This is a genomic window from Microbaculum marinum (assembly GCF_037855135.1).
Classification (GTDB): domain Bacteria; phylum Pseudomonadota; class Alphaproteobacteria; order Rhizobiales; family Tepidamorphaceae; genus Microbaculum; species Microbaculum marinum.
On record NZ_JAZHOF010000002.1, the window covers coordinates 412,058 to 433,360 of the forward strand.

A 21,303-nucleotide genomic window follows, 5' to 3' on the forward strand; every position below is an offset into this window, starting at 1 on the left:
AGCATGAAGAAATGGACGCTCAGCCTGGTCGGTGTCCTGTCGGCCCTCGCCGTCTCGGCGGCGCAGGCCGACGACAAGCCGGTCTTCGGGCTGGTCATGTCGTTCAGCGGCTGGTTCCAGCCGATCGACGCCGACACCATCGCCGGGGCGAAGCTGGCGGTCGAGGACATCAACGCGGCCGGGGGCGTGCTCGGCCAGCCGATCGAAATCGTCGAGTTCGACAACAAGTCGGAGCCGGCGCTCGGCGCCGACGGGGCGATCGAGGTGATCGACAAGGAGGCCAAGGCGATCCTGTTTCCGAGCGACTTCGACTTCGGCGCCCCCGGCGCCTTCGTCGCCCAGCAGAACAACGTGATCGCCTTTTCCGCGGCTTCCGACCCGAAGTTCGGGGTGAAGGGCATCGGCCCGCTGGCCTATTCGGTGTCCAACGCGGGGCAGGCTCAGGGCGCGCTGATGGCCGAATGGGCCTACAACGACAAGGGCTGGCGGACCGCATACGTGCTGCTCGACAACACGATCTCCTATACGAAGTCGCTGTGCGGGAGCTTCGCCGAGCGCTGGAAGGAACTTGCCGGCGACGACGGTCTGGTCGGCGAGGACACGTTCCTCAACAGCGATCCCTCCGTCGCCGCGCAGGTCACGCGCATCACCAGCCTGTCCGAGCAGCCGGACATCGTCTTCCTGTGTTCCTACGCGCCCGGCGGCCCGAGCGCGATCCGGCAGATGCGCGCCGCCGGCATCGAATCGGCCATCTTGACCGGGGAGTCGATGGACGGCGACTACTGGATCGGCAGCGTGCCGGATCTCAGCAACTTCTACGTCGTGAACTACGGCTCCAAGTACGGCGACGACCCGGATCCGGAGGTCAACGCCTTCTTCGAACGCTTCGAGAAGAAGTACGGCAAGCCCGCCGACGTTTCCTACGGCCTGCGCGGCTACTCTGCGGTCCAGGCCTGGGCGAAGGCGGCCAACGAGGCCGGCTCGCTGGACGGCGACAAGGTCGCAGCCGTTCTCGACACCTTCAAGGACGAGCCGCTGGTGATCGGTCCGACGACCTTCACACAGGAATTGCATATTGCAACGACGCGGCCGATGGCCATCATCGGCGTCGACGACGGAAAGTTCAGCGCGCAAGGCCGATACGCGGTCGAGGAGGTGCCGAACTTCTGATCGACGTACAGTCGCCGCACCGGATGGACAGCTTGTGGACCTCAATGCGGATTCCATAACCGTCCGGTTCGGCGGCCTGGTTGCGACCGACGGCGTGACGATCCGCGTCAGGCCGCGCCAGATCGTCGGCCTGATCGGGCCGAACGGGGCCGGCAAGACGACGCTCGTCAACGTTCTGTCCGGGTTTCAGCGCCCGAGCGCCGGGAGGGTCCGGCTGGGCGAGGAGGACCTGACCGGGCGCGCGCGTGACGGCTTTGCCAGATCCGGTATCGTGCGCACGTTCCAGGCGGTCCGCCTGTTCAGATCGATGACGGTCAGCGAAAACGTCGAGGTGGGCTACGTCAGCCGCGGCATCGCTCGTGGCGCGGCGCGCCGGAAGGCGAGGGAGCTCCTGGCAGAGTTCGACCTCGCCGACAAGGCCGACCTGCCGGCGACGGGCCTGAGCTACGGCCAGGAACGCCGCGCCGGTTTGGCCAGGGCACTGGCGATGGAGCCGCGCCATCTCCTGCTGGACGAACCCGCCGCCGGCGTCGCACCGGCCGAGGCTGACGAACTCGCGGCGACCATTCGCGGCATCCGCGACAGGTACGGATGCGGCGTGCTCGTCATCGAACACAACATGGCGCTTGTGATGAGCCTCTGCGACCATATCCATGTTCTCGACACCGGCAGGACGATCGCTGCGGGTACGCCGGACGCCATCAGGGCCGACGAGACGGTGCGCTCTGCCTACCTGGGAGCGAGTGCCGCACGATGACGGCCGCCGAGGCGACCCTCGCACCGCTCCTGCAGGTGCGCGATGTGACCGTGCGCTACGGCGCGATCACAGCGGTGCACGGTCTGAGTCTCCACGTCGATGCCGGTGAGATCGTTGCGATCGTCGGCCCGAACGGGGCCGGCAAGACGTCGTTGCTGTCCTCCATTGCCGGGCTGGTCAGGCCTCAGGCCGGGGCGATCCTGCTGCGGGACGTAACGCTGGAGACGGTCGGCCTGGAGAACGTCGTTCGCCATGGTATCGCGCTGGTACCGGAAGGTCGCAATATCTTCGCCAGCCTCACGGTCCTGGAAAACCTGCAACTCGGCGCCACCATCCGGCGCGACGCGGCGGTGCGGTCGGATCTGCAGGCGTTCTTCGAGTCGTTTCCGATTCTCGGCGAGAGGCGCAACCAGCCGGCCGGGCTGCTGTCGGGCGGCGAGCAGCAGATGCTGGCGATCGCCCGCGCGCTGATGTCGCGTCCGACGCTGCTCATGCTCGACGAGCCCTCGCTCGGGCTCGCCCCGAAGATCGTCGAGCAGGTCTATGCCGAACTGGAGCGGATACGCGACGGCGGTGTCACGATCCTCGTGGTCGAGCAGAACGCCGCGCGCGCCTTCGCCGTAGCCGACCGCGCCTACGTCATGAGGCACGGCCGCCTGGCGCTCGCCGGTACGCCTGACGAACTGCGCGCGCACGCCGACTTCGACGCTGCCTATTTTGGCGTCTCGATGGCCGAGGCAGCGCCGCCGGAAGCGGCAGGCAGGCCCTGATGGACCGGCTCGTCCAGACACTGGTCGACGCGGTCAGCGTCGGCGGACTCTACGCCCTGACGGCGCTCGGCATCGGGCTGATCTTCGGCGTCATGCGGCTGATCAATTTCGCCCACGGCGAACTGATCATGATCGCCGGGTATGCCGTCCTGCTGATGTTCGACATGCCGGTGGGGCTGGTCGTTATCGGAGCGCTTGCGGCTTCGGTGCTGCTGGCGCTTGCGATCGAGCGCGCCGCCTTCCGTCCCATCCGGACCGCGGATCCGCCGACGCTGCTGATCTCGTCCTTCGCCGTGAGCTTCTTCCTGCAGAAGACGATGATCCTGTTCGTCGGCTCGCGGCCGAAGGGGGTCGACTTCCTTCCGGACCTCGCCCGGCAGGTCGAGATTGCCGGGATACGGCTGCAACTGCTGCAGATCGTCACGATCGTCGTCAGCGCGATCCTCCTGGTCGGCCTGAGCTGGTTCCTCAGGACGACGCGTCTCGGTCTCGAGATGCGCGCCGCAGCCGAGAACTTCGCAATGGCGCAGGTGTTGGGAGTGCGGGCCAATCGGGTGATCGCCACCGCCTTCGCCATCAGCGCGGTGCTGGCCGCGGTCGTGGCCTGCCTGTTCGTGGCGCAGACCGGCCTGGTTCAGCCGCGCATGGGCCTGCAACTCGTCGTCATCGCGTTCGTCGGCACCGTGATCGGCGGGCTCGGCAGCCTGCCCGGTGCGGCGCTCGGCGGATTTCTGGTGGGCGCGACCACGATCCTCCTGCAAACCCTGCTGCCGCCCGACCTTCGGGTGTTCCGGGAAGCCTTCGTATTCGTTGCCGTCGCGCTCGTCCTGCTGCTCCGGCCGCAGGGCATAATTCCCGCGCGCGGCCTGAAGGAGCGGATCTGATGGCCGGGGCACAGGTGCTGCGCCGGCTCTGGCCGTTGGTCTGCCTGATCGTGCTGGTGGTCGCCATCGGCGTCGCGGCGGACCTTGCGCCGACGGTCCTGCAGCGCCGCATCACCCAGGCGCTGATCTATCTGGTGGCGGTGGTCGGACTCTACGTGTTCGTCGGAAATTCGGGGGTGCTGGCCTTCGGCAACGTCGCCTTCATGGCGGTCGGTGCCTATGTCTCGGCGCTCCTGACGATGTCGGCAGCGGCGAAGGGCGTCTTCCTCCCCGACCTCCCGCTCTGGCTCCGATCGGCGGAGTGGGCGCCGTTCGCGGCGGCACTGGCCGGGGGCGCGGCTGCCGCGGTGCTCGCCTTCGTGGTCGGTCTGCCGCTGATGCGCCTGTCGGGGATCTCGGCGAGCATCGCCACCTTCGCGATCCTGGTCGTGACCTACGTGGTGATCGGCAACTGGTCTTCCGTCACCGGCGGCCAGAACTCCCTGATGGGACTGCCCATCCATGTCGGCCCGTGGACCGCGACTATTGGAGCGCTGTTTGCGATCGTCGTCGCCTTCACCTACCAGGAATCGCGTTCGGCGCTACTGTTGAGGGCATCGCGCGAAGACGAGGCGGCGGCGGCGGCCTCAGGCGTCAACATGGTCCGGCACCGCATCGGCGCGTTCGTGGTCAGCGCCTTCCTGTCGGGGATTTCGGGGGTGCTGCTCGCCCATTTTCTCGGAACGGTACGGGTCGAGACGTTCTACCTCGACCTGACCTTCCTGATCGTCGCGATGCTGGTGATCGGCGGCATGGGCAGCCTGACGGGCGCGGTGGCCGGCGCGATCGTCATTTCCGGACTGACGGAACTCCTTCGGCAGGCCGAGGTGGGTGTCACCGTCGGGACCACGACGTTCGCCGCCCCCGGCGGTCTGGGCGACGTGGTGCTGGCCCTGCTGATGCTGCTGATCATCCTGTTCCGGCCGAAGGGCATTGCCGGCGGAAAGGAGATCGGCTGGCCGTTCGGCCGATAGCGTCCGCGCGGGCGACCTTTGCGATCGGCCTCAGGACACCGTCGCGTAGTAGCGGATCGCGAAGTCGATCCATTCCGGTGCGTCCCAATCGGGATGCTCGGAGCGGATGACCGGCGCAAGCTCTCTGACGATCGTGTCGGCGTCCTTGCCCGCCTTGCGCTCGGCGCCGACCCGGGCCGCCAGATCGACCATGTAGCCGCGCACGGCCGAAAGTATGCTCGGGCCGCCGATATCGCCGTGACCCGGCACGACGATGGCGGGATCGAGGGCCTCCAGTTCGGACAGGATCTCGACCCAGCGCGCCGCGTCCAGATCCGCGTCTTCGGGAGGAAACCACGGGAAGATCGGAAAGATCCGCTCTTCGGCCAGGTCGCCGGTGAAGAGGACGCGCTCCGCGGGAAGCCAGACGATCTGGTCGCCCTTGGTGTGGGCGAGCCCCCAGGTGCGAAATTCGACCGTCCGGCCGCCCAGATCGAGTTCGGCGGAACGGCCCTCGTAGACCCGGTCCGGCATCACGATCTCGGTCCCTTCGAGTGCCTCTGCGACGGCGGGGCCGAAGGTCTTGAACATGCCGAGATACGGCGCGCCCTTCTGCGCAAGTTCGTCCCGCTGGGCGGCGTTGTAGAAGATCTCGGCCTCTCCTCTGAACGCCTGGGCGCCGTATCCGTGCTCAGGGTGGAAGTGGGTCAGCGTCAGGATCAGTCGCCGGTCGCCCGCCACCCTGCGCGCCGCCTCGAGAACCTTCGCGCCGTTCGCCGGTCCCATCCCGGTGTCGACGACGAGCACCGCCTCGGAGCCGGCGACGATCCCGATATTCGGCACCAGCGGCACGCGTTTGTCGTCGATGATCCAGACGCCCGCAGCGATCTCCTTCAGGCCTGTCGGATCGACGGTCGGCGGGGGCGGGCCCTGCATATCGGCTGCATCGGTCATTGTGGCGGTCTGCTCCGTTCTGGTTCACATTGCATGTGCAATCGTGTTTGCTTCAAGCTTAAAATGAATACCATACGTTTTTGGAGATTACGATGCCCAGCGCGCTGATCGCATTGCACTATCAGAACGACATCTGCCATCCCGACGGGCGTATTCCGTTTTCCCTGGATCGTGACGGTCCGGAACCGGCCCGATTCCTCGAAGCAAGCCGCGGGCTGATCGATTCAGCGCGGGAAAAGGGCTGGTCGGTCGTCCATGTCCACATCGCGTTTGCGCCGGACTATTCCGACCTTCCGCGCAACTGCCGGCTGTTCAATGCGGTGGAGCAACTGGGTGCCGTCAAGCGTGGGTCCTGGGGTGCGGCGCCGATGAGGGGATTCGAGCCCCGCGAGGACGATGTCGTCCTCGTCCACAGCGGCAACAACGCGTTTCACGGCACGGGTCTCGACGAAATCCTCCGCGAGCGGGGCATCGACACGATCGTGGTGACAGGCCTTGCGACGCAGTTCTCGGTGGAGCACACCGTGCGGCACGCCACCGACCTCGGCTACCGGGTGACTGTCGTCCGCGACTGCTGCACATCCGGAAACGGTGCGGCGCACACGGCCTCGCTCGAGGTCATGTCGTACCTTGCGAGCATTACCGACAGCAGGACGATCGATCTGTAGTCAGGCCGGTTTTTCTGGCCGCCCGGGGTCACCGGGAGGAGGCACTGCCGACAGCTTCGGCGCCGTATCGCTGCCGAGGATCAGGTCGGTCATGGTGTCGATCGCGGTGCGCATCTTCTCGGCCCGTACTCCAAGATAGGAACGTACCGCGAAGCCGTCGAATGCCATGAAGATCACGTGGGCCATCTGGGCATGATCGGTACGGTTGCGCCGGGACGGCGGCAGCGAGGCCCGCAGGATGCCTGCGACGCGGGACTCGCACCAGTCCAGCAGCTCTCCGCTGTAGCCGTCCGTGGGCGTTGCGGTGGAGACCGCCTGGATCAGGTTGTTGGCGAAGAAATTGCATTCGCTGGGGATATCGAGCCAGATCACCTCGACGATCCGCCGCACCTTCGCGCGATATCCCGATACCTGCTCGATCTCCCGTTCGAGCCGGACGAGACGTTCCTTCAGCCAGGGCTCGTAGACGCAATAGAACAGCTCGAGTTTCGAACCGAAATAGATGTAGATTCCCGAGGGGGCGACGCCCGCCACCCGGCCGATCTCTGCGATCGACGTGCGGGCGTAGCTCTTTTCCTCGAACAGCGTGAACGCCGCATCGAGGATCGCGTCACGCACTTCAGCTTTCTTGACCTGAACCATTTATCGGTTTCGCCATACATCCACCGGCCGCATGACCTCGCTACCGCACCGGGACGTCTTCGGCGCCGGCGCTGCACGCGGTGTGGAAATCATCGATTGTATGGACCCGGCGATATCGCCAGCCCGTCGGACACCGCGAACCTATCCTGAATGCCCGGACCGTCAAACCCAAAACCGAGTATCGGGCTGCGGGAGCGTTGTGCAGGAGTGATTGGCGGCTGATCGCATCGCCTCGGCATTTACGTGTGTGCCGACTGAAAATATGGTCGGCGACGTTCAGGATCGGGCGCCACCATCAACAGGGAGAACTCTGACAGTGACCAAGACAGTTGCGGACGTGATGGTGGAAGCCCTGATGGAAGCGGGCGCCAGGCGCTGCTACGGCATCGTGGGTGATACCCTCAACTACGTCACCGACTCGATGCGGCGGAAGGGCATGGACTGGATCCACGTCCGCCACGAAGAGGTGGCCGGTTTCGCCGCCGGGGCGGATTCCTATATGACCGGGGAACTGACGCTGTGCGCCGGCTCCACCGGCCCGGGCAGCCTGCATTTCATCAACGGGATCTTCGAAAGCCACCGCAATGGCGCGCCGGTCGTACTGATCGCCTCGCAGATCGACAGCGTCCAGGAAGGCTTCGATTTTCCCCAGTCCGTCGACCAGAAGAAGATCTACGAGCAGTGCTCCGTGTTCTGCGAGTACATCGCCCATCCCGACCAGGCGCGGCGGATCACGGTGATGGCGGCGCAGGCGGCGCTGACCAAACGCGGCGTCGCCGTGATCGTCGTCAACGGAGATACCACCAAGGCCAGGACGGCGGACTCGATCCACTGGAGCGTGTCGGTGCCCGATCCGGTACTGCGGCCGCGCGAGGAGGAACTCGACAAGCTCGTCGACATGATCGGTGCGGCCAAGAAGATCACCATCTATGGCGGCTACGGCTGCCGCGACGCCCATGACGAGGTCGTTGCGCTGGCCGCGAAACTGAAGGCGCCGGTCGCCCACACATCGCGAGCCAAGGAGTTTCTCGAGTACGACAATCCATTCGACGTCTCGATGACAGGGATCATCGGCATCAAGTCGGGCTTCGAGGCGGTGGAAAACTGCGATCTCCTGTTGTGCCTGGGGACCAACTTCGCGTGGACGCAATTCTACCCGAAGGACGCCAGGATCGTTCAGATCGACAACGATCCGACCCATATCGGCCGTCGCGTTCCCGTGGCGCTCGGGCTCGTCGGCAACGTCAAGGACACTATCGCGGCGCTCCTGCCGAAGCTCGAGGAGCGCAGCGACGACAGCTTCCTGCAGAAATGCCTGAAGGAGCACCAGTCGAGTCTGAAGGAGCTGGACGACCAGACGAAGGAGAAATCTCCCGACCTGATCCATCCCCAGTTCGTCGCCAAGACACTCGACGGGCTGGCGGCCGACGACGCCATCTTCACCTGCGACGTCGGTACGCCGTTCGTCTGGATGCTTCGCTACATCCGCGCCAACGGCAGGCGCCGCTTCCTGACGAGCCTGCTGCACGGCTCGATGGCCAATGGCTATCCAATGGCCATCGGTTGCCAGAAATCGCATCCCGGCCGCCAGGTCATCGCGATGTGCGGCGACGGCGGCATGACCATGCTGATGGGCGATCTTCTGACGCTGGTGCAGGAGGAACTGCCGGTGAAGCTCGTGGTGTTCCAGAACAACACGCTCGGCTTCGTCGAGATGGAGATGAAGGTCGAAGGACTGCTCGACAGCTACACCGGACTCAAGAACCCCGATTTCGGCGCGGTCGCCCGGGCGTGCGGACTTTACGGCGCCCGCGTCGACAACGCCGACGATCTCGAGGGTGCGATGCGCGAATGGCTGGCGCAGCCCGGGCCGGCCCTGCTCGACGTCGCGGTCAATCGGATGGAGCTGGTGATGCCGCCGATCGTCGAGGCAAGCGAGGTCGTGTCGACGGCGATCTACGGCGCCAAGGCGGTGCTGGACGGCCGGCTGAGCGACGTCTGGAAGCTGGTCGACAGCAACGTGCTGAAGTAGCAGGCGCCCGGGACGGGAGGGTCAGCGCAGGAGTTTTTCCCGCCCGTAGAGCAGAAGCATGGCGACGATGACTGCACCGTAGATGATCTGGCGGCCGGCCTCGGGCATCTGCATGACCGACAGGATCGACTGCAGCAGCGTGATCAGGATGACCCCGGCGACCGTGCCGAGATAGGTTCCCCGGCCGCCGAGGATCGAGGTGCCGCCGAGGACCACGGCCGCGATCGCCGGCAGCAGGTAGGGGTCGCCCATCGCCTGCGCCGCCTTGCTGGCGTACCCCGCCAGCAGCACGCCGCCGAAGGCGCTGAGACCGCCCGCCGTGGCGAACACGAGCATCACCGCGCGCCGGGCGTCGATCCCGGACAGATAGGCGGCGCGCTCCTGGTTGCCGATCCCGTAGATCGATCGTCCGAAGGTCGTCCGCGTCAGGACGAACACCGCGACCGCGCCGACGACGCCCCAGACCAGCACGGCGTTCGGCACGCCGGGAATGATGAAGCCGGTCGCCAGGTAGCGCATGGCGCCGGACGCCGCGTCCTGCGGCGAGAAGCCGCCGGTGTGCACCACCATCAGCCCCTGCGCCACCGCGTTGACGGCGAGCGTGATGATCATCGAGGGGATGCGCAGATAGGCGACGCCGATGCCGCTGACGAGCCCGAGAATGACGCCGCACAAGACGCCGAAGGGGATCGCCAGTGCCTCGCCGAGAGGACCGTACGCCGCCATCGCCGTCGACATCATGCCGCCGACCGCAACCACCCACGGTACGGAGAGATCGATATGGCCGAGCAGGATGACCATCATCATGCCCGTCGCGATCACGCCGAGGAAGGACGCCACCTTCAACTGCTGCAACAGATATTCCGGCGACAGGAAGCTCGACGAGTAGAGACTGCCGACCAGCAGCAGAGCGACGATGCACCCGAACGCGATGAGGACGGCCGGATCGATCCGGCGGAACATAGGCACGCGCGAGGTCTGGCTCAGGTGATCGCTGCTCATGATCGTCTACCGGAAGTATTCCAGGCGGTTGCGGACCTGGATCAGCCTGAGCGATCCGAGGCATACGGCCGCAAACAGCACGACGCCCTGGAACAGCGGCTGCCACAACGGCTCGAGATCGAAGACGAACAGCAGGTCGCCGATCGTACGGAACGCCAGTGCCCCGAAGATCGCGCCGATCGCGCTGCCCACCCCTCCATACAGCGACACCCCGCCCAGCACGACTGCGGCGATGGCAAACAGCGTGTAGGTGTTGCCGTTTGCTGCCGATGCCTCCCCGGAGTAGGTGAAGAAGGTCAGGAAGAGCCCGCCGATGGACGCCAGAAGCCCGCCAAGCGCGTAGGCAGCGAACTTGCCGGCCTTTATCGGCACGCCTGACATGTAGGCGGCCTGGTCAGACGAGCCGACGGCGTAGGCGGCGCGGCCGAGCACGGAGCGGCGGAACGGGATCCAGACGACCAGGACCACCAGGATCAGCGTCGCCAGGCTTGCCGGAAAGAATCCGAACAGCTTGCCGGTCAGCGCGTCGGCGAGCACCGGATTGACCTCGCCGCCGGGAACCGGCCGCAACGCCAGGGCGATCCCATAGAAGACTGCTCCGGTGGCGATCGTCGTGACGATCGGCTGAAGGCGTCCGTAAATGACGATGAGACCGTTCAGCGCGCCGCATCCCAGGCCAGCGCCCAGGACCGCTACGACCCCGATCGTGGTTTCCAGCGCCGTGCCGAAGACCAGGCCCGAGGCCAGGCAGTTCGTGAGGACGAAGATCATCCCTACGGAAAGATCAATTCCCGCCGTCAGGACGACCAGCGTCTGCGCCATCGCAACGAAGGCGAGGAGAACGCCCTTGTTGGAAGCGGTCGTGACCACGTTCGAGGTCAGCCCCGCCGGATGGTTCGAGACATAGATCGTGAACATCACGACGAAGATGGCGATCGCCAGCAGCGTGCCGCGATTGTCGTTGACGAGGTATCGCCACTCCGTCATGTGCCGGCCGCAACCGTGGCTGCCATGGCTCCGCCTCCGTTGCCCTCGTCGATGTTCAGGGCGCTGGCGACCAGCGCATGTTCGGTGATTCCATCGCCGATCAGTTCGCGCTTGACCGCGCCGTCGTAGAGGACGAGCACGCGGTCGCAGCAGCCGATCAGTTCGTCGTAATCGGTGGAGTAGAAGATGATCGCGTCGCCGGCATCGGCGAGCCTCCGGAGCAGTTGGTAGATCTCCTGCTTGGTGCCGACGTCGATACCGCGTGTCGGATCGTTGAGGAGGATGATGCGGGGGCCCCGCATGAGCCACTTGGCGATGACGACCTTCTGCTGGTTGCCGCCCGACAACGCGCCGACCGGAATACCGGTGCCGGCCGTCCGGATCGCCAGCAGCCTGATCATTTCCTCGATCTTGGCGTGCTCGGCAGCCGTGTCGATGATGCCTCCCCGTGATAGCCGGTCCAGTGTCGCGAAGGACAGGTTGTCGCGCACAGACATCGGCAGCATGAGCCCCTCCGTCTTGCGGTCCTCGGGGATGAGGGCCATCCCGACCCGCTCGCTCTTGGCAAAACGCGGGCTCGAAATCGTGGTCGGTTTGCCGTCGATGATCAGATCGCCCGTTACCCCGCGCAGCACGCCGAACAGGGCGAGCAGAAGTTCGCGCTGGCCCTGGCCGTCGAGGCCGCCCAGTCCGACCACCTCGCCGGGTCGCACCGCAAAGGAAATGTCCTTCACGCGGTCGTTCCACGAGAGGTTCCGGACCTCGAGCACCGGCGGCTTGCGCATGTCCGCAGTTTCCGGCTTGGCCGGGAAGATGTGGCTGTACTCGCGCCCGATCATCATCTCGACGACTTCGTTGTCGGTCTTGGTGCCGGCGAGATAGGTCGCGACGTTGCGGCCGTTGCGGAAGACAGTGCAGTCGTCGGCGAGTTCGGTGATCTCGTGCATGCGGTGCGAAATGTAGAGCAGCGCCAGGCCGTCCGCGCGCAGCCGCTTCAGGACGTCGAAGATCCTGGTGACGTCCGCCTGGGTCAGCGCCGATGTCGCTTCGTCGAGGATGAGGATGCGCGGATCGCGCGCCAGGGCCTTGGCGATCTCGACCATCTGACGGCGCGACAGCGGCAGGTCCTTGACGAGGGCGCGCGGATGGATGTCCTCCGCGCCCGCCCGCGCCAGCGCGTCTTCGGCGATCCGGCGTTGTCGGCGGCGGTCGATCAGTCCGAACCGAGTCGGCGGATTGGAAATCGCGATGTTGTCGGCAACCGACAGGTCCGGGATGAGCGAGAGCTCCTGGAAGATGCAGACGATGCCGGCACGGTTGGCGGCCGCCGGCGAATCGAACGCGATCTCGCGGCCGTCGAGCGTCATCCGCCCTTCGTCCGGCGCCACCACGCCGGACATCACCTTGATGAGGGTCGACTTGCCGGCGCCGTTCTCGCCGAGAAGGGCATGGATGCGCCCGGCTTCGACCGCGAGCTCGGCCTTCTCGAGCGCATGGACGCCGCCATAGCGCTTCGAAATCCCCTCCATCCGGAACAGCGGCTCGCTTGGTGCCATGTCGTCCCCCGACCGGAAGCGCCGCCGGTCCGATCCGGCGGCGCCTCGACATGCTTGTGTTTCAGCTGACGGCCGGTTCCCCGGTCAGTCGTTGGCTTCCGACTGGCCCATGATTTCCTGCGCCGTGAAGTTGATGCCGCAGGTCGGGAAGGAGTTGCCGACGAAGAAGTTGTCGGACTGGCCGGGGTAGAAATTCTCGCCTTCCTTGAAGTTCGGGTCCTCGACGATCGCGGTGGGAAGCTTGACGGATTGGGGAACGACCTGGCCCTCCAGCGCGGCGATCGCCGTCTTGATCGCCACTGCGACCTGCGCCGGGCCGGTGCCGGCCGACGAGCATTTCAGGCCCTTGTCGGAGTACTCGGCGCAGAATTTCCGGAAACCGTTTTCGGTTTCGCCGCCGAACGGCACCATCGGGTGGCCGGCGTCGATCATTGCCTGCACGATGCCGGTGTCGCCGCCCTGCGCCGTGATGCCGTCGAAGGCCTTGTGCACGGCGATCGCGTCCGCCGTCACCTTCTGGGCGGTCGGATCGTCCCACTTGCCGTCGACCTCGACGATCTCCCAGGTCTTGCCGGTGGCGTTGAGCGTCTCGTGGACTCCTTCGTGGCGGTCGCGGTCGACCGAAGTGCCCTGGACGCCGCGGACCTCGAGGATCTTGCCGCCGTCGGGGAGATGCTTGGCCAGCCACTCGCCCCACAGCACCCCGAGGCCCTTCTGGTCGACGTTGACGTTGATGGCGTCCTCGGTGTCGAGAATGTTGTCGAAGGCGACGAGGATGACCCCGGCGTCCTTGGCGCGCTTGATCACCGGGGCGAAGGCCTTCGGGTTCTGGGCATTGACGACGATCGCGTCGTAGCCGGAGTCGATGAAGTTGTTGATCGCGGATATCTGCGCGGCGACGTCCTCGCCGGTCGAGACGACCTTGAACTCCTCGAGTTTCTCGGCGACCTCAGGCTGCTCGGCATAGGCCTTGGCGGTCTTGATCATCTGGATGCGCCAGGTATTGGCGATGTAGCCGTTGGCAAGTGCGATCCGGTAGGGCCCTTCCTTCGCCGGGTACTTGAAGAACTTCGTGTCGGCACTCCACGGCACGAAGCACTCGGCATCCGCCGCCGGTCCGGCAACGATCTCCGGTCCCTCGGCGCGCGCCGGAGCGGAGAAGGCAAGCGCAGCGGCGGCGAGCGTGCCGATGCCCAAGCAGGCAGATACGCTGGTTAAGGTTTTCATTTCCGTTCCTCCCGGGATTCTATTTTTCTGAGCGCAAAGGCCACATTTCAATAAACGTCGACTCTGCGCAGGCAGCAGGAAAGGCGCACATTCTTCTGAAAGAACATGGTATTTTCTGCAGAACTTTTTTGTCGGGGTATGATATGCATAGATGAAAGCGCTGTCAATTGCCCTCACTTGTCCGCATGAGATGATAAATACATCAAGCGTTTTGGAGGGTCGCAGTGTCGCCGCCGTGGCTGAACGTCAGGCGGAATCGTGCTACGCAAAACGTGTTGGCAGGGGATGACGCAGGTTCCGAAAAACTCTCAAGGGCGCTCGCGCCGGCGCACGACGCTGAGTGACGTGGCAAGCCATGCCGGTGTCAGCGCGGTGACGGTGTCGCGCGCACTCAGGCAGCCGGACATGGTTTCGCTCGACCTGCGCGAGCGCATCGACGTTTCCGTGCGCGAGCTCGGCTATATCCCCAACCAGCTGGCAAGCGCCCTGGCGTCGGCACGCACCGGCACGATCGGCGTCGTAGTACCGTCGCTCACCAACATCGTCTTCGCCGACTACCTCAAGGCGCTGCACGACATCTTCCAGCCCGCCGGGTTCCAGGTTCTGGTGCTGAATTCGCGCTATGCGCTCGTCGACGAGGAACGCGCCATCTCGACGCTGCTGGGGCAGCATCCCGAGGCGATGATCGTCGCCGGCATCGATCAGACCGACCACGCCCGAAAGCTTCTGGAAAACGCCGGCATTCCTGTCGTCCAGACCATGGAACTCGCCGACGATCCCATCGACATCAACATCGGCCTTTCCCAGGTCGACGCCGGATACGCGGCGACGCGCTACCTTCTGGATCTCGGGTTCCGCCGCATCGGCCATGTCGCCGCGCGCCTGGAGCCTCGCGCGCGCCGCCGCATGGAGGGCTACCGGCGGGCCATGGAGGAGTTCGGCCAGGATACGAACCTGCTGGTGGCCAGCACCAGGCGGCCGTCCACCTTCGCGCTCGGAGCCGAGATGTTCGCCGAAGGTCTGGCCTCGACGCCGGACATGGAGGCGGTGTTCTGCTGCAACGACGATCTGGCGCTGGGGGCACTGTTCGAGTGTCAGCGCCGCGGTATCCGGGTGCCGGAAGACCTGTCGATCATCGGCTTCAACGATCTGGAGTTCTGTGCCAGCTCCTATCCGGCGCTGACGTCGGTTTCGACCCCGCGCTACGAGATCGCCCGGCGCGCCGCCGAGATCGTGCTCGACGTCGTCCGCGGTTCCGGCAACCGCCCTGAAGAGCGACGCATCGACCTGGGCTTTACGATCGTCGAGCGCGAGAGCACCAGGCCAAAGCGGCCAGGCGGAACGTAGACGGGGCGCGTCCGACCCTCGAGGGGCTGACCGCGAGCCATTTCTGCGGCCGCCGGTTTCCCGACTTGCGTGCCGCTGGTATCCGTTGGCCGGAACCGCGGCACTGCGGCGATCCCCTGCGCTCGGCAGGCTACTTGTACCGCTGCCCGTAGATGCCGTCGCCGGAGGTGTCCTGATCCTCCGATTTCCAGACGATCAGATAGCCCCTGTCGCCGAGGCGAGCTACGTCCGACTGGTTCTGGCGGCCGTTCTTAAAGGTGTTGACCGTGTATTCCTTGCCGACCCGCTTGCCCTTCTTGTTGAACACGCCGCTCTTGATGTCGTAGGTCGAGGGCACCGCGAAATTGGTTGCCTCGGACCACGTCCCGACGAACTTGGCCTTGGGGAGGGCAGCAATCCTTGGCGCAAGCTGGTCGCCCTTGTTCTTTGCGTTGAGCCGGAATTCTCCGCCTTTTTTCTTCGCCTTTTGATAGAAGCGCTGGGCGTAGACGCTGTATGTGCCCCCGCCGACCCCGCTATACGTCCAGGCGACCACGAAATCTCCGTTCGTGAGCACCGCCACGTCCGGGTTTCGCGCATGGTGGTCCTTGGCGCTAACCGGAAACTGCGATCCCACCTTGGCGCCCTTGCCAGTAAATCGTTGCCCGAAGAGTTTGGTGGGATCGTTGACTGAAGCAAACGTCGAACTCCACACGACGACGAATCCTCCGTTCTTGAGGCTCGCAATCGCGGGATAGAGCTGGCTGTACTGCGTGGTGGTGTTCACCCTGAATTCGCCGCCCGCCGGCTTGCCCTTCTTGTTGTAGCGCTGTGCGTAGACGCCGCCTTGCGATCCGTCCTGGTCCCAGGACCCCCACACGACGACGAAGCCGCCGTTGCTCAGCCCGGCTACACGCGGGGAGAACTGGTCTTCGTCGTTATACGTGTTGACCCGGAACTCCTTGCCGACCTTGTTCCCGTTCTTGTCGAATCGACGGGCGTAGATGCTCGATATCGATCCGTCCTGGCCCTCCGAAGTCCAGACGACGACGAAGCCGCCGTTCTCGAGCGTGGCCACGTCCGGATTCGTCTGGTTGTCGTTCGTGTAGCCGTTCACCCGGAAGGAGCCGCCCCGGGTATTGTTGCCCTTCTTGTTGTAGTACTGGGCGAATACGTCGTATTCGGGCGCATCAGGATTGGAATTGCCCGACGAGCTCCAGACGACGATGGATGCTCCATCCGCGAAGCCGTCGGTGGCCGGTTGGATCTGATTACCGGCCGCCCTCGAGTTCACCCGAAACTCGCTGCCGACCTTAGTGGCGGCAAGCCCGGGAGCCACGCTTCCGGTGACGACCGCCAATATGCACAGTGTAGGCAATATGACGCGCTTGATCATTCCTTTGGCCCATCCAATCAATTGTCAGGAGAATGTCGATCCGAGGTCTTGACGATAGGGAATGCTATCCCGGCCGGATGACGAATTCAACGAGCCATGGCCCCCGCCCGGCCTGCCGCACGAACCGGTGAGGCGTCACGTTCAGGCGTCCGCAAGACCACGCTTCTTCAGGAGAGAATCGGCGACCGGCGGCCGCCCCCGGAACGCCTCGTAGGCGGCTGCGGGTTCCTGCCGCCCGCCGGCCGAATAGACGTGCTGGTAAAGCCGGTTGGCCGTATCGGGATCGAATGGATCGCCGGCCTCGACGAATGCATCGAAGCCGTCGGCATCGAGCACTTCGGACCACATGTAGCTGTAATATGCCGCCGAGTAGCCGTCGCCTGCGAATACATGGAGGAAGTGCGGCGGGCGATGGCGCATGGCGATCGCGCGGGGCATTCCGATCTGCTCGAGGCTTCTCCCCTCGAACTCCCCGATGTCGAAGCCGTCGCCCGGCGGCTGCATGTGCACCATCATGTCGACCATCGCCGAGGACAGATATTCCACCGTCGCGAAACCCTGGTTGAAATTGCGTGCCGCCAGCAGGCGTTCGAGCAGTTCCGGCGGCATCGGTTCGCCGGTGCGATAATGGACCGCAAACTTCTGCAGCACCTCCGGCCGCTCGAGCCAGTGCTCGTAGATCTGCGAGGGAAACTCGACGAAGTCGCGTGCAACGCTGGTGCCGGAGATCATCGGATAGGTGACGTCGGACAGAAGGCCGTGCAGGGCATGGCCGAACTCATGAAACAAGGTGTGGGCGTCGTCGAAGCTTAGCAGCGTCGGTGCGTTTGCCGACGCCTTGGCGAAATTGCAGACGTTCACGACGATCGGCCGGCGGTCGCCGGTCAGCTTTTCCTGGCTGCGGAATGAACTCATCCACGCGCCGCTGCGCTTGGAGGATCGGGCGAAATAGTCGCCGAGGAACAGCCCGACATGGCGGCCGTCCCGGCCGGTCACCTCCCAGACGCGGACGTCGGGGTGGTAGACTGGAACATCGTCCCGTTCGGTGAACGACAGCCCGAACAGCCGGTTTGCGGTGTAGAAGGCGGCGTCTATGATGCGGTCGAGCTGCAGGTATGGCTTCAGCCTGCCTTCATCGAGGTCGAAGTCCGCGGCCCGCTTCCTTTCGGAGTAGTAGCGCCAGTCCCACGGTGCCAGCTCGAAGTTTGCGCCATCTTCGCTGACCAGTTCCTGCAGCGCTGCCTGCTCATTCAGCGCCCGGGCGCGAGCCGGCCCCCACACCGTCTGAAGCAGGCCGAGCGCTGCCTCGGGAGTACCTGCCATGGAATCGTCGAGCCGGAAATGGGCGAAACTCTGGTAGCCCTGCAGCGCCGCGCGCTCGGCCCGCAGCGCCACCATCTCGGCAATGATGGAGCGGTTGTCCGTCTCGCCACCCCGCTCGCCGCGCGCGATCCAGGCGTTGAAGGCAGTCTCGCGGAGGTCGCGCCGTGCGGAATACTGAAGGAACGGCTCGATACTCGACCGCGACAGGGTGATCACGTGCTTGCCGGGCAGGCCCCGGTCCGCCGCGGCCTGGGCGGCGGCATCGACAAGTGTTTCCGGAAGGCCGGCAAGATCCTCCTCGCTCTCCAGAACCAGGGCAAAGTCCTTTTCGTCGGCAAGCACGTTCTGCCCGAACCGGATGCCGAGCGTTGCTAGCCGCTCGGCAATTTCCGAGACGCGCTTCTTGCCCTCTGGATCGAGAGAAGCCCCGTTGCGCACGAAAGCCGTGTGGTAACGCTCCAGCACGCGCGCCTGTTCGCTATCCAGGCCGAGCGCGTCGGTGCGAGCGAACAGGTCGTCGACCCGGGAAAACAGGCTTTCGTTCAGGAAGATGGCCGAGCTGTGGCGGGAGAGGACAGGAGCGATTTCCCGCTCGATCGCCTGCAGTGCGTCGTTCGTGTGGGCGCCGGCGAGGTTGAAGAAGACGGAGGAGACGCGGCGCAAGGACTGGCCGCTCTTCTCCAGCGCCACGATCGTGTTGTCGAAGGTCGGCTCGCCGGGATCCCCCGCGATTGCGGCGAGCTCGGCATCGTGTTCCTTCAGTGCCGCTTCGAATGCGGGCGCAAAATGCGCCACGTCGATCTCTGCAAACGGTGGCACCGCGTGCGGCGTGTGCCAGTCGCGAAGGAGCGGATTTGCCGATTGATGGGTGGTGCCGGGCTTGTTTGACGTCATGGGGTGGGCAACCGCGGTTCGAGGACTGTTCGGAAAAGGCGGGCAGGCTTCACACATATAGGCCTTCGCCGCGAATTCGCATCATTCGATACGCCGGGAGTCATTCCGGACATCAAAACTTGCACTTGCGGTCCGGCCGTCAGAACATCCCGCCCGGCGGACGTTACGGTATGGCGGCCGCCGGCCAGGTGCGAGCAGCGAGGAGGAATAGGATGCGGCAAGGCATTTCCGTGGCGATCGTGGCGATTCTCCTGGCCGCGCCGTCCCTCGTTGTCCCGGCCCGCGCGGCTCCCGGCGTCACCACCGCGAACGTCAATTTCCGCACCGGCCCCGGCACGAGTTACGCCAGCATGGGAACCTTGGCCTCCGGAACCCCGGTCGAGGTCGGCGATTGCGATGAATCCGGTGCGTGGTGCGCCGTCAGCCAGGGCGACCGCAACGGCTTCGTCAGCGGGCAGTACCTGACGATCGACGAGGATCCGACTGCCTGGCCGCGCGCCTTCACCACCGACGGCGGCGCGACGATCGTCCTGCATCAGCCGCAGGTCACGGCCTGGGACAATTTCACGGACCTATCCGCCCTCGTCGCGGCCGAATACAAGCCGGGCAAGGATGCCGACGCCGTGTTCGGCGTCATCGGCCTGAAAGGCAAGACGCAGGCCGATCACGAGAACAATGACGTCGTTATCAGCGACATCACGGTGACCGAGCTCAATTTTTCGGTTCTCGGCCGCGACCAGCTCGGCGATCTGTCGCTCGAGGTCGGGAAACTGCTGCCGACGGACCCGATCACGCTGTCGATGCAGCGCCTGACGGCGAGTCTGGCCGCTTACGAACAGCTTGGCGACGTCGAGGGCCTGAAGTCGGATCCGCCGCCGATTTTCGTGTCGGAGTCACCGGCCATCCTGGTGCAGACCGAAGGGGAGGCCGTCGAGGCGCCGATAGAGGCTGTCGACGGGCTGACCTTCGTCGTCAACACAAACTGGGACCTCTTCAAGGTGACGTCATCGGGCGACTACTATCTTCGTGACGAGACGTCGTGGCTGACCGGCAAGTCGCTGAGCGGCGACTGGCAGCAGGCGACGAGCTTGCCGGAGGTGTTGTCGAAGCTGCCCGACGACGACAGCTGGAAGGATGCCCGCGAGGCCATGCCGCCGACGCCCTTCGCGGACGGCAGGGCGCCGAAGGTGGTGTATTCGGACAAGCCGGCCGAACTGATCCTGCTGGACGGCGAACCGAAGCTCGAAACGGTGCCGGGGACCGCGCTTGAATGGGTCTCGAACACGGAGACCGACCTGTTCTTCTACACGGCCTCGAAGACCTGGTACGCCCTGTTTTCGGGCCGCTGGTTCAGCGCCACCTCGCTTGATGGCCCCTGGACCTTTGCCACGACGAACCTTCCCGACGACTTCCGCAAGATCCCCGACGATACCCCCTATTACACGGTGCGGGCGTCCGTTCCCGGTACGTCGGAAAGCGACGAGGCGCGCCTCAAGGCCATGGTCCCGCAGACCGCGCGCGTCGAGACGGACGGCACGATCACCGGATCGGTGGAGTACTCCGGCGACCCGGAGTTCAAGCCGATCGAGGGGACCGAACTCGCCTATGCCGACAATACCCAGAGCCAGGTGATCCAGGTCGGGACCAAATACTACCTGCTGCAGGACGGCGTCTGGTTCGTGGGCGACACGCCGAACGGCCCGTTCAGCGTGGCGACGTCGGTGCCGGAGGCGATCTACGAGATACCGCCGTCCTCGCCCGTCTACAACGTCACCTACGTGCGGGTGTACGACACCGAACCCGGCGCCGTCTGGTTCGGGTACACGATGGGCTATCTCGGCGCCTATCTGGCCTGGGACAACCTCGTCTACGGCACCGGCTGGTACTACCCGCCCTACTGGGGCTGGTACGGCGCCGCCCGCTACCCGATCTACTATCCGCGGCCTGTCACCTACGGCATCGGCGCCTACTACAACCCGGTTCGGGGCGTCTACGGGCGGTACGGCTACGCGTACGGGCCGTATCGCGGCATCGGGCGGGCAAGCTACTACAACCCGCGCACCGGTACCTATGTCCGTGCCGGCGGATCCTACGGTCCGCTGGGCAGCCGCGGGTTCGTGGCGGCCTACAATCCGCGTACCGGGTCTGGCGGGTTCGCCGCCGGAGGCCACAACATCTATGGCTCCTGGGGAGCCAGGGGCGTCACGGGGGTCACCGGCGGAGCCGCCTGGGCGCGGTCGCGGGGGACCGGTCTGACCAGCGCCAGCGCCGCCCGCTGGCGCACCGGCGTCGGAACCGCGGGGGCAGGATACTCGGCCGGGCGCCGGCCGGGCGACAACGTGTTCGCAGGCCGTGACGGCACCGTCTACCGCAACCAGAACGGCCAATGGCAGCAGCGCACCGGCAACGGCTGGGGGGCCGTCAAGCCGCCGGCGACGCCGGCCCGTACGGTGCCGCAGGCCACCCGGCCGGCGACCCGTCCGAATCTGCCGCAGACGCCGAATTTCCAAGCGCGGCCAAACATTTCGTCGCATCCCAACATCCAGGTCCCGCAGGCCCGCAACGTGCCTTCGAACATTCGGGCCGATCAGTTCGGCCGGCAGCTCGGCAACCAGATGATGCAGGGCCAGCGCATGGGCAGCCGGCCGGCGGCACCGCAGGTCCGGGCACCTTCACGGGGCGGCGGCGGGTTCTCGCGCGGCGGCGGCTTTCGTCGGTAGCTA

17 protein-coding genes are annotated in these 21,303 nt (G+C 65.4%); 9 read left to right on the forward strand and 8 right to left on the reverse strand.

All coding sequences use genetic code 11. The features are described from left to right. The first annotated feature begins 3 nt into the window (after window positions 1–3). From V3328_RS05515 to V3328_RS05535, 5 genes are read left to right on the forward strand one after another with little or no spacing between them, the layout of a single operon-like run. Complete coding sequence (locus V3328_RS05515; RefSeq protein WP_340328615.1) at window positions 4–1,170, forward strand: ABC transporter substrate-binding protein; 1,167 nt, start codon at window positions 4–6, stop codon at window positions 1,168–1,170. Window positions 1,171–1,204: 34 nt separating this feature from the next. After that, window positions 1,205–1,927, forward strand: coding sequence for an ABC transporter ATP-binding protein (locus V3328_RS05520; RefSeq protein ID WP_340328616.1), 723 nt, complete (start codon window positions 1,205–1,207; stop codon window positions 1,925–1,927). Further along, entirely contained in the window at window positions 1,924–2,697 is a 774-nt protein-coding gene (locus V3328_RS05525; protein WP_340328617.1) for an ABC transporter ATP-binding protein, read from the forward strand. Before V3328_RS05520 ends, V3328_RS05525 begins: the two co-directional genes overlap by 4 nt. Further along, on the forward strand, window positions 2,697–3,581 hold the full coding sequence (locus V3328_RS05530; protein ID WP_340328618.1) for a branched-chain amino acid ABC transporter permease: 885 nt from the start codon (window positions 2,697–2,699) through the stop codon (window positions 3,579–3,581). The genes V3328_RS05525 and V3328_RS05530 overlap by 1 nt, the downstream gene beginning before the upstream one ends. After that, window positions 3,581–4,594 (forward strand): branched-chain amino acid ABC transporter permease, encoded by a 1,014-nt coding sequence (locus V3328_RS05535; protein WP_340328619.1) that lies wholly within the window; start codon window positions 3,581–3,583, stop codon window positions 4,592–4,594. The genes V3328_RS05530 and V3328_RS05535 overlap by 1 nt, the downstream gene beginning before the upstream one ends. A gap of 30 nt (window positions 4,595–4,624) precedes the next feature. On the opposite strand, the gene V3328_RS05540 is transcribed toward V3328_RS05535, so the two are convergent. After that, window positions 4,625–5,527: an MBL fold metallo-hydrolase gene (locus V3328_RS05540; protein ID WP_340328620.1), complete on the reverse strand. Its 903-nt coding sequence runs from the start codon at window positions 5,525–5,527 to the stop codon at window positions 4,625–4,627. A 92-nt stretch (window positions 5,528–5,619) separates the two neighbouring features. On the opposite strand from V3328_RS05540, the gene V3328_RS05545 reads away from it, so the two are divergent. Then, on the forward strand, window positions 5,620–6,195 hold the full coding sequence (locus V3328_RS05545; RefSeq protein ID WP_340328621.1) for a cysteine hydrolase family protein: 576 nt from the start codon (window positions 5,620–5,622) through the stop codon (window positions 6,193–6,195). On the opposite strand, the gene V3328_RS05550 is transcribed toward V3328_RS05545, so the two are convergent. Next, window positions 6,196–6,837, reverse strand: coding sequence for a TetR/AcrR family transcriptional regulator (locus V3328_RS05550; RefSeq protein WP_340328622.1), 642 nt, complete (start codon window positions 6,835–6,837; stop codon window positions 6,196–6,198). 316 nt (window positions 6,838–7,153) lie between these two features. Between V3328_RS05550 and V3328_RS05555 the strand changes: the two genes are divergently transcribed. After that, the gene (locus V3328_RS05555; protein WP_340328623.1) at window positions 7,154–8,869 is read left to right on the forward strand and encodes a thiamine pyrophosphate-dependent enzyme; all 1,716 of its coding nucleotides are present in this window, start codon (window positions 7,154–7,156) and stop codon (window positions 8,867–8,869) included. Between the two features lie 21 nt (window positions 8,870–8,890). Here V3328_RS05555 and V3328_RS05560 read toward each other — a convergent pair whose 3' ends face one another. The 4 genes from V3328_RS05560 to V3328_RS05575 all read right to left on the reverse strand — a co-directional run bounded on the left by V3328_RS05560 (window position 8,891) and on the right by V3328_RS05575 (window position 13,641). After that, the gene (locus tag V3328_RS05560) at window positions 8,891–9,871 is read right to left on the reverse strand and encodes an ABC transporter permease (RefSeq protein ID WP_340328624.1); all 981 of its coding nucleotides are present in this window, start codon (window positions 9,869–9,871) and stop codon (window positions 8,891–8,893) included. A gap of 6 nt (window positions 9,872–9,877) precedes the next feature. Next, complete coding sequence (locus V3328_RS05565) at window positions 9,878–10,858, reverse strand: ABC transporter permease (RefSeq protein ID WP_340328625.1); 981 nt, start codon at window positions 10,856–10,858, stop codon at window positions 9,878–9,880. Further along, the gene (locus tag V3328_RS05570; protein WP_340328626.1) at window positions 10,855–12,414 is read right to left on the reverse strand and encodes a sugar ABC transporter ATP-binding protein; all 1,560 of its coding nucleotides are present in this window, start codon (window positions 12,412–12,414) and stop codon (window positions 10,855–10,857) included. Before V3328_RS05570 ends, V3328_RS05565 begins: the two co-directional genes overlap by 4 nt. An 84-nt stretch (window positions 12,415–12,498) precedes the next feature. After that, entirely contained in the window at window positions 12,499–13,641 is a 1,143-nt protein-coding gene (locus V3328_RS05575; RefSeq protein ID WP_340328627.1) for a sugar ABC transporter substrate-binding protein, read from the reverse strand. 285 nt (window positions 13,642–13,926) lie between these two features. Between V3328_RS05575 and gntR the strand changes: the two genes are divergently transcribed. Continuing rightward, the gene (gntR, locus tag V3328_RS05580) at window positions 13,927–14,988 is read left to right on the forward strand and encodes an HTH-type transcriptional regulator GntR (RefSeq protein ID WP_378758997.1); all 1,062 of its coding nucleotides are present in this window, start codon (window positions 13,927–13,929) and stop codon (window positions 14,986–14,988) included. 130 nt (window positions 14,989–15,118) lie between these two features. On the opposite strand, the gene V3328_RS05585 is transcribed toward gntR, so the two are convergent. Both V3328_RS05585 and V3328_RS05590 read right to left on the reverse strand, forming a co-directional pair. Further along, window positions 15,119–16,363, reverse strand: a complete 1,245-nt coding sequence (locus tag V3328_RS05585) for a hypothetical protein (RefSeq protein WP_340328629.1) — start codon at window positions 16,361–16,363, stop codon at window positions 15,119–15,121. 141 nt (window positions 16,364–16,504) lie between these two features. Next, window positions 16,505–18,580, reverse strand: a complete 2,076-nt coding sequence (locus tag V3328_RS05590) for a M3 family metallopeptidase (RefSeq protein WP_340328630.1) — start codon at window positions 18,578–18,580, stop codon at window positions 16,505–16,507. A gap of 212 nt (window positions 18,581–18,792) precedes the next feature. On the opposite strand from V3328_RS05590, the gene V3328_RS05595 reads away from it, so the two are divergent. Then, window positions 18,793–21,300 (forward strand): SH3 domain-containing protein, encoded by a 2,508-nt coding sequence (locus V3328_RS05595; protein WP_340328631.1) that lies wholly within the window; start codon window positions 18,793–18,795, stop codon window positions 21,298–21,300. Window positions 21,301–21,303 lie beyond the last annotated feature (3 nt).

What these genes read in the sequence shown, in the direction of transcription:
- V3328_RS05545 (WP_340328621.1), top strand. Translation starts at nt 5,620, where the DNA reads ATGCCCAGCGCGCTGATCGCATTGCACTATCAGAACGACATCTGCCAT.
- V3328_RS05535 (WP_340328619.1), top strand. Translation starts at nt 3,581, where the DNA reads ATGGCCGGGGCACAGGTGCTGCGCCGGCTCTGGCCGTTGGTCTGCCTG.
- gntR (WP_378758997.1), top strand. Translation starts at nt 13,927, where the DNA reads ATGACGCAGGTTCCGAAAAACTCTCAAGGGCGCTCGCGCCGGCGCACG.
- V3328_RS05595 (WP_340328631.1), top strand. Translation starts at nt 18,793, where the DNA reads ATGCGGCAAGGCATTTCCGTGGCGATCGTGGCGATTCTCCTGGCCGCG.
- V3328_RS05515 (WP_340328615.1), top strand. Translation starts at nt 4, where the DNA reads ATGAAGAAATGGACGCTCAGCCTGGTCGGTGTCCTGTCGGCCCTCGCC.
- V3328_RS05550 (WP_340328622.1), bottom strand. Translation starts at nt 6,837, where the DNA reads ATGGTTCAGGTCAAGAAAGCTGAAGTGCGTGACGCGATCCTCGATGCG.
- V3328_RS05560 (WP_340328624.1), bottom strand. Translation starts at nt 9,871, where the DNA reads ATGAGCAGCGATCACCTGAGCCAGACCTCGCGCGTGCCTATGTTCCGC.
- V3328_RS05565 (WP_340328625.1), bottom strand. Translation starts at nt 10,858, where the DNA reads ATGACGGAGTGGCGATACCTCGTCAACGACAATCGCGGCACGCTGCTG.
- V3328_RS05540 (WP_340328620.1), bottom strand. Translation starts at nt 5,527, where the DNA reads ATGACCGATGCAGCCGATATGCAGGGCCCGCCCCCGCCGACCGTCGAT.
- V3328_RS05570 (WP_340328626.1), bottom strand. Translation starts at nt 12,414, where the DNA reads ATGGCACCAAGCGAGCCGCTGTTCCGGATGGAGGGGATTTCGAAGCGC.
- V3328_RS05525 (WP_340328617.1), top strand. Translation starts at nt 1,924, where the DNA reads ATGACGGCCGCCGAGGCGACCCTCGCACCGCTCCTGCAGGTGCGCGAT.
- V3328_RS05530 (WP_340328618.1), top strand. Translation starts at nt 2,697, where the DNA reads ATGGACCGGCTCGTCCAGACACTGGTCGACGCGGTCAGCGTCGGCGGA.
- V3328_RS05575 (WP_340328627.1), bottom strand. Translation starts at nt 13,641, where the DNA reads ATGAAAACCTTAACCAGCGTATCTGCCTGCTTGGGCATCGGCACGCTC.
- V3328_RS05585 (WP_340328629.1), bottom strand. Translation starts at nt 16,363, where the DNA reads ATGATCAAGCGCGTCATATTGCCTACACTGTGCATATTGGCGGTCGTC.
- V3328_RS05590 (WP_340328630.1), bottom strand. Translation starts at nt 18,580, where the DNA reads ATGACGTCAAACAAGCCCGGCACCACCCATCAATCGGCAAATCCGCTC.